At 66.7% G+C, this 396-nt stretch carries 1 pseudogene; it reads left to right on the top strand.

The features are described 5' to 3' along the window. Positions 1–291: pseudogene (locus RhoFasB10_RS25965) on the top strand (hypothetical protein); the annotation flags it as partial. Positions 292–396: the final 105 nt, after the last annotated feature.

The raw sequence follows: 396 nt of genomic DNA, 5'->3' as shown, positions 1-396 counted from the left end.
ATTCCGGGTCGCGATGCGCTGTCCCGCGGCCAGGCCAAGCTGACGGCATTGGCCTGCCTGCTGGCGCAGGCCGAGGACTACGCGGAACAGCGCGGCGAATGGCCGGTGATCGCATTGGACGATCTGGGCTCGGAGCTGGATCGCACCCACCAGGCGCGGGTTCTGCAGCGCCTGCTCGGTGGGCCGGCGCAGATCTTCATCACCGCCACCGAAACGCCGGCGGCGCTGCAGGAACTGACCCACATCGCCCGGTTCCACGTGGAACATGCACAGATCGTGGCTGTGCCATAGTGGGCACACCAGGGCCGCTCGACCCCGGCTGGTATAATTCGGGTTGAAATCCTTTCATTCTCGGCGCATCGCTCCAAGCGGTGGCCGACCTGCGGAGCCTACGGC

The organism is Rhodococcus sp. B10, from assembly GCF_011770055.1.
Taxonomy (GTDB): Bacteria; Actinomycetota; Actinomycetes; order Mycobacteriales; family Mycobacteriaceae; genus Rhodococcoides; species Rhodococcoides kyotonensis_B.
The sequence above is the reverse complement of the archived record's forward strand: the minus strand, read 5'-3'. Positions and strand labels throughout refer to the sequence as shown.